General features: G+C 48.4%; 7 protein-coding genes. 3 read left to right on the top strand and 4 right to left on the bottom strand.

Annotation, left to right across the window (positions count from 1 at the left end):
* Positions 1 to 154: 154 nt before the first annotated feature.
* A complete protein-coding gene (locus KDK15_RS15055; RefSeq protein ID WP_257296207.1) occupies positions 155 to 589 on the bottom strand; it encodes a hypothetical protein in 435 nt (144 codons plus the stop codon).
* A 281-nt stretch (positions 590 to 870) separates the two neighbouring features.
* On the opposite strand from KDK15_RS15055, the gene KDK15_RS15050 reads away from it, so the two are divergent.
* Entirely contained in the window at positions 871 to 2,127 is a 1,257-nt protein-coding gene (locus KDK15_RS15050; RefSeq protein WP_257296206.1) for a sterol desaturase family protein, read from the top strand.
* Between the two features lie 203 nt (positions 2,128 to 2,330).
* Positions 2,331 to 2,819 carry a hypothetical protein gene (locus tag KDK15_RS15045; protein ID WP_257296205.1) on the top strand — a complete coding sequence of 163 codons (489 nt, stop codon included), beginning with the start codon at positions 2,331 to 2,333 and terminating at the stop codon, positions 2,817 to 2,819.
* Here the strand turns inward: KDK15_RS15045 and KDK15_RS15040 are convergent.
* Both KDK15_RS15040 and KDK15_RS15035 read right to left on the bottom strand, forming a co-directional pair.
* Positions 2,814 to 3,542 (bottom strand): hypothetical protein, encoded by a 729-nt coding sequence (locus KDK15_RS15040; protein WP_257296204.1) that lies wholly within the window; start codon positions 3,540 to 3,542, stop codon positions 2,814 to 2,816. The genes KDK15_RS15045 and KDK15_RS15040 overlap by 6 nt on opposite strands.
* 38 nt (positions 3,543 to 3,580) lie before the next feature.
* Entirely contained in the window at positions 3,581 to 5,719 is a 2,139-nt protein-coding gene (locus KDK15_RS15035; protein WP_257296203.1) for an FAD-dependent oxidoreductase, read from the bottom strand.
* A gap of 381 nt (positions 5,720 to 6,100) precedes the next feature.
* Between KDK15_RS15035 and hemB the strand changes: the two genes are divergently transcribed.
* Positions 6,101 to 7,108: a porphobilinogen synthase gene (gene hemB, locus KDK15_RS15030; RefSeq protein WP_257296202.1), complete on the top strand. Its 1,008-nt coding sequence runs from the start codon at positions 6,101 to 6,103 to the stop codon at positions 7,106 to 7,108.
* A gap of 17 nt (positions 7,109 to 7,125) precedes the next feature.
* Here the strand turns inward: hemB and KDK15_RS15025 are convergent.
* The coding region (locus KDK15_RS15025) for a hypothetical protein (RefSeq protein WP_257296201.1) at positions 7,126 to 7,340 on the bottom strand (215 nt) is incomplete at its 5' end.

Here is a 7,340-nt window from a genome sequence, read left to right as displayed (position 1 = left end):
CATAGTAACTGCCCACTTAGCCAGAAAATATGATTCCATTTGGCCAACTACTTAAGGAAAACTTTACGACGATGTGGATGAAAGCGTTGTTTAACGGTGAGTAACAGAAAAATAGCGCCATATAATAACATAATGACGCCATTTTTCTTTTCCGTTATTGTGTAAGGCTTTGAATAGCCATTGCAGCAACACCCTTCCCATTACTATGGTCATACAAGTACGTATATATGACATTTCCAGATATATCAGTGTTAATTGTTCTGCCACGGACATCATGAAGATCCAGCGTTTGAGAAACCAGTAAACTCGCTTCATCAAGAGACATCAATTTTTCCGAATCCTCTATGTTGAAGGACTTGTTTGGACCATACAAGGGCGCAGGATTGTGCGACCCATAACTACCACTGCCTAAAAAACTGCCCATCGGGTTACGGGCGTAATTGTATAAAGCCATCAAGACTTGAGCCTTCTCCAAATTCACTATGGAGACCTGATACCTTCCAAAAGCAGTGCCCGCAGCAGGAACCTGAGAATTATAGGAAGCAATGTTCGGAGTAGCCCCAGAAGCCGAGTTTGATAAAGGAGTCATAAATCATACCTTGATGAGTTTTTTTGGTTGCTTGGTTGGACAAAAAAAAAGCAGAAAAGTTCGTAAATGGAAGTTTAAAATTTCAGACAATCGGCATTGTATTGAATGGCAATGGTTCTGCCGTCCGTCGTTTACTGCAGAATTCGGCCTGCCTTGTCGTAAGTCCAGTTATCTAAAATCCGGGCAGCATAACAAGACGTATTTAATTGATGAAGAACTATGCTTTTCGTTGGGACTCATGTTAAAAACAAGCCTACAACAATAATAACCAGGCTCACACCATGAATCCGATTGTGTACGCCATACCAATCTTCTTTCTGATGATCCTTATTGAAGTCATCGCCACCATCATTCGCAAGAAAGATTACTATCGAGTTAACGATGCCATAAACAGCCTGAGCACGGGGATGCTTAACGTCACCACCGGTGTTATTTTCAAACTTGGCGTCTATACCCTTATTTATAACCACGCAGCGCTCTTGTCACTGGATAGCAACGCCCTCTGGGTATGGGTTCTGGGGTTTGTATTGCAGGATTTCTTCTATTACTGGAATCATCGCAAAGGTCATGAGATCAATCTTCTCTGGGCCGCCCACTCGGTGCATCACCAGAGTGAAGAATATAATCTGACAACGGCTCTGCGCCAGACCAGCACGGGTTTTCTGTTCTCATGGGTGTTCTACGTGCCCATGGCCATTCTTGGCATCCCACCCCATGTCTTTTTGACGGTAAGTCTGATTAATCTGCTTTACCAATATTGGGTGCATACCCGCCTGATACCAAAGCTTGGATGGTTTGAACTGCTTTTTGTTACCCCCTCAAACCATCGGGTTCACCATGCCAAAAACCGGAAGTATCTGGATAAAAATTATGGCGGGGTGTTTATTATCTGGGATCGACTGTTCGGAACCTTTATCGAAGAAGATGAACATTATGAGCCCATCCGCTACGGCACGTTAAAACCGCTGAGAAGCTGGAACCCGGTGTGGGCAAACCTTCATCTTTATACAAATATGTTCAGGGATGCCATTAATACCAAAAGCTGGAAAGACAAACTCACACTCTGGTTCAGACGCACAGGCTATCGACCTGCGGACATCGCCTCACCGATGAAGATGCCGGATATTCACGGCTATAAGAACTATAACCCTGAAGTCAGTATGGGCCTGAAAGTCTATTCACTGATCCAATTTGCCATGCTTGTGCTGGCAACCACGGTATTTTTGGCCATCAGCCACAACACGCCTTATGGCTTCAATGTACTCTGGACATTTGTTCTTGCACTGAATCTGATCGGTATTGGCTGGTTGCTGGAAAAATTCACCGGATTGATCGTTATTGAAGCCATACGCTTTGTACTTTCCGGGGCAACCATCGTTGTATCCAATGGGATATGGATTGATCTGATGCCAGACTGGACCTGGCAGTTTGTTATAGTCAGCGGAGTTATGTCACTACTGGTGCTAAAAACCAGTGGTATTGCCAGCCCTTCTACCTCCTATTCTACGATCCCGGACCCCACTGAAGCCCGGCCTTAATCTTTGCATCATCAAGGCACAGAACATTTCCGCCTCCTGGCATTGGGAGAGGCGACCTATCCTGGCAGAGAGGGGCATCAGAAACATCTGGAACTTATTTAGTCGTATGCACTCCAAAACGACATACGGGTAGTAAAAACACCCGTTGACAAAATCTTTTAGCATTTCAGAAGGCGTTATTATAATTTTTAGGATTTTAAATCATGATTGGTAACACAATTGAAACTATTGCTCATTATGTTAAGGCAGCCATAAGACTGCCTTATGACATTGCACGTTGGTTTTGTGGAAGAGTGGTGGCCATTGCGAACAATATCTCTAATTTCCTGTCGAATCGATCCGAGCAATGTAACAATTCCGCCGTGCAACAAAAGAGTATTTCGGATCGTACTGTTTCATCAGCCGACTCGCAGACTTACTATGACTCGCAGACTTACTATGAAAAGGAGACAGAATTTTCTGTTGTTTTTCCCTTTGGCGACTTGGAAAAAGCACTGGATATTCTCCACAGAGATGAATTTGCCTCTGACGAAGCATTTACCCAGGAGAAATACAGGCTTCTGAAGGAAGCGGAGCATCATCACTTAGAGAATGAGATTGAAGAGTTCGAGCTGATAATAACAACTAAAACGAATGCTGAAGGGAAAAAAATTAAATGTAAAATGATCCCGAAGACGAAGATTCCGTCATGACCGTTGATTCTGCCCATATAGCCGGTATGCTTCCAGGGCTGATGCCTCATCCACCAGCATTTTCTCAAATTGTCTCAGTTCCCCGGCCAGGGGAGAAGAAGCTTTAGGTGCCTGCAGCTCAATTTTCAGATCATTTTCGTGAATGATGGATAACTTCAGATCGTGAACGGCCTCAACGTAAGCCTTATCAGCCTGCTTAAAGTCACTGGCAATGTCTGCGGCAACACAGACTTTGAGACAGTCAACCACCCGCGCCCGCTCTTCGGTAACCTTTGACTGCCCCCTGCCCTCCAGCAGATCCAGCCAGAGCTGCGACTGTTCACACGCCAGCTGCAGCTTGCGCAACGCCTGATCACAAGCACCCTCAGCTTTACCTTCTCCCAGGCGCTGCCAGGCCATTTGATTCTTCTGCTGGACCAGCGCAATCATCGTTCCAATCTTTTTCTGCTTATCAATGGGTTTGAGACGGGAAACCATCTTGTAAACGGAGGTTGGCAGAAGGTTTTTTATTCTTGCCAGAAGGCTATTATTATTGGTTTTGAGACTCTTTCGGGAAGAAGGCTCAGCCAACATAACACTTCTATTCTTGAGGATTTTTCTCAGCTCTTTGAAGAGTTTCTTATCTTCGCTGATGGCAGCCGATGCTAACTGCGGGCTGTTATTTGCAGGATCCTTTAAAAGATCCTCTATCGGGCCACCATCAAACGGGTCCGGGTCACTCATTAAACAACCTTATGCTTATAATGACCCCTTTAGGATAGTCAATGGCGCATCCATGCGTGATATTTTTCCACAAGCGACAATAGCCCCTGGGGCGCATGGGCTTTTTTCCACTCACCCGCAGCATACTTGTTGGCTTCGCTCAGTGTCGGGTAGATATGGATGGTTCCCAGAATTTTATTAAGACCCAAACCGTGCTTCATGGCACTGATATACTCAGTAATCAGCTCACCGGCATGATAGCCGACAATGGTAACTCCCAGGATCTTATCCTTGCCCGGCACGGTCAGCACTTTCACAAAGCCCCGTGCTTCTTCATCCGCTATGGCTCGATCCAGATCATCAATACCGTACTTGGTCACTTCATAGGCAATGCCCTGTTCCTGAGCCTCCTGCTCATTCAGGCCCACTCGGGCCACTTCCGGATCGGTAAAGGTACACCAGGGAATCACTGAATAATCCACTCTGAACTTTTTGAAGCGGCCAAACAGTGCGTTCACGGCACAATACCAGGCCTGGTGTGCCGCCGTATGGGTAAACTGGTAAGGTCCCGCCACATCGCCACAGGCATAGATATTGGGGTAACGGGTCTGCAGGTAATCATTAACCTCAATGGTTCCCCGCTCTGTTAACTCGATACCCAGTGCTTCGAGGCCAAGATTTGTCGTATTGGCTTTTCGACCCGTGGCAAGCAGGGCAATATCAAAGTCAATTTCTACTGTCTGACCTGCAAATTCGGCTGCCAGAAATTGACGCTCGGCTCCGGTGTCCGGGTCCAGCAACTTTTGGAAAGAACGGGCTTCGTGTTTCAGCCTCAGGTCAACACCATCTTGAATAAACTGATCCATCACCAGTTTTGAGACATCTTCATCTTCACGATGCAACAGCCGGGCTCCGTGATCCACCTGAATCACCTGAACACCCAGCCTGGTGAAAGCCTGAGTCAATTCACAGCCAATAGGGCCGCCGCCAATCACCAGCATCCGGCCGGGCTTATTTCGTAACGCCCAAATGGTGTCCGATGTGTAGTATTCGATTTTCTCAAGACCCGGCAGAGGTGGAACATAGGGACGGCCACCACTGGCAATGATAATATTTCGGGACGTGACTCTTTTACCGTCGACCTCTACTTCCCAGGGACTGATCAGCTGCGCGGTGCCACTGATACAGTTAACCCCCAGACCGGAATAACGCTCTACCGAATCGTGTGGCTCAACCTTGCCAACAACCCCATGAACCCTCTCCATCACCCTGGAAAAATTGACCTGCCCGGACACATGTTCAATACCGAATTCATCGGCCCGCTCAAGGTAATGCGCCATTTTGGCGGAGCGAATCAGGGCTTTACTGGGCACACAACCCGTATTCAGGCAATCGCCCCCCATTTTATGCTTTTCAATCAGTGATACTTTGGCCTTAACGGCCGCAGCAATATAACTGCTGACCAGTCCGGCAGAGCCGGCACCAATCACGGTCAGGTTATTATCAAACTGTACAGGCTGCTGATAGCTGCTGTATAAACGACGACGCCTCAACCACTCCATCAGCATTCTGGCAATCCAGGGGAAAATCCCCAAAAGCACGAATGAAGCGATCAATGGCGGCGTTAAAATCCCTTCAAGAGAAAGTTCCTCCACCAGGCCAAGCTGGGCACCGGCATTCACGTAAACCGCCGTTCCCGGGAGCATTCCCAGCTGACTGACCAGGCTGAATGTCAAGACCCGCATGGAGGTCAACCCCATGACCAGGTTGATCACAAAGAAAGGAACGGCCGGAATCAGTCTGAGCGTTGCCAGATAAAAAGCTCCGTCCTTTTTCACACCGTTGTTAATGGTATCCAGATAGCCAGAAAACTTTTCCGCTACCCAGTCTCTTAATAAGGTTCTGGAAAACAGAAAAGCCAGAGTGGCGCCCAGGGTGCTGGCAAAAGAAACCAGCAACACGCCCTGAAGCAGGCCAAAAATGGCACCCGCCACCACCGTAAGCACTGCCGCTCCCGGCAGTGAAAGGCCGGTGACCGCCACGTAAATGATAAAGAAAGCAGCAGCCGTCAACACCGGATCATCACGATAAAGGCCCTGAAAGAAATCACGGGTCAGGTATTGCTGACCGTCCAGCGTGTAAAACGCACCAATTGCTATGGCAAGCACTGTCAGTAAAAGCCATTTCTTGTTATTCATAACACCTTCTTAGTAGCCAGTAGTAGCCTGTAGCTACAAACATGTGTTTGACACGATAATCCCTGCAAAATCATACGTTTTTTCCCGTATAATGCCACCCATATTGTCAAATTAGCCCGGATATTTCATAAACTGACTCTAATCTCGCGCAGGACTTTGGCGCTTCGTCGCGAGGCTCATTACTTGGGAACTGTCATTTGATGACTTCGACATTTCAACAAGCGCTGCCCGCTGCCCGCCACCCGCTGCCCGAAAAAGACGGGCCGATTTTGTGCTTTTGCGGGAACGGGAAGCGACCTTAGCAAGTCTCAGTCAAATGCGGAACTTATTCCGGGACAATTCCTTGTAAGGCCATACACAACCTCAAAAGGATAAAGAAGTATGATTCATCGCCCTTTTCCTGCTGCCCGCCCAAGGCGTATGCGTTACAACGACTTCTCCCGCCGTCTGATGCGCGAAAGTCAGCTTGCCGTGGACAATCTTATTTATCCGCTGTTTATTGTGGACGGTCATCAGCAGCGTCAATCCGTTGCGTCCATGCCCGGTGTTGAGCGCCTCAGTATTGATTTACTCCTTGAGGAAGCCGCTGAACTGGTTGAACTGGGCATTCCCGCCATTGCTTTGTTTCCAGTGACACCGGCTGACAAGAAGTCCGAGCTGGCGGAAGAAGCCTGGAACCCGGACGGCCTTGCCCAGCGTGCGGTTCGAGCGCTGAAAAGCCAGTTCCCGGAGCTGGGTGTGATTACCGATGTAGCGCTGGATCCCTTTACTTCCCACGGCCTTGATGGCCTGACCAATGAGGATGGTTATGTGGTCAATGATGAAACAGTTGAGGCCCTTGTCCGTCAGGCCCTGTCTCACGCAGAAGCCGGCGCAGACATTGTGGCCCCGTCAGACATGATGGATGGCCGGATTGGTGCCATCCGCCAGCGCCTGGAAGAAGAAGGCCATATCAATACCCGCATCCTGGCCTACTCTGCCAAATATGCCTCCAATTACTACGGCCCATTCCGGGATGCGGTAGACTCAGCCGGTAATCTCGGCAAAAGCAATAAGTTCAGCTTTCAGATGGACTTTGCCAATAGTGATGAGGCAATCCACGAGGTGGCGGCAGACCTGGCAGAGGGCGCAGATATGGTGATGGTTAAACCAGGCATGCCTTATCTGGATATTGTTCGCCGGGTTAAGGATGAGTTCAAGGTACCGGTCTTTGCCTATCAGGTCAGCGGTGAATACACCATGCACAAGGCGGCGACTGCCAATGGCTGGCTCAATGGGGATGCCGTGATGCTGGAATCTCTGATGTGTTTTCGCAGAGCCGGAGCTGATGCCATTCTGACTTATTTTGCTAAAGATGCTGCCAGAGCGCTCCATAAAATGAGCTCTTGATAAAAACAGATAAACGTTCATGCCAGGAGAATAGTCTTTATTATTTCTGTTAGAATAAAACTGATAATGCGACATTCTCCCTGCCCCATGACTACTGCTCCGAGAGTCGCCTGCTCACCGGGCCATTGGTTGAATCTCTGACAAAAGTCACTGAGCCATGTCAAAAGCCACTGAAACCGGTCATCATAAGCCAGGAGCCTGTCGGACTTAAGCGTCCGTAGCGAGGATTGCG

Source organism: Endozoicomonas sp. YOMI1, from assembly GCF_024606345.1.
Lineage (GTDB): Bacteria > Pseudomonadota > Gammaproteobacteria > Pseudomonadales > Endozoicomonadaceae > Endozoicomonas.
Note: the sequence above shows the minus strand (reverse complement) of the source record. Positions and strands in the feature narration are given on the sequence as shown.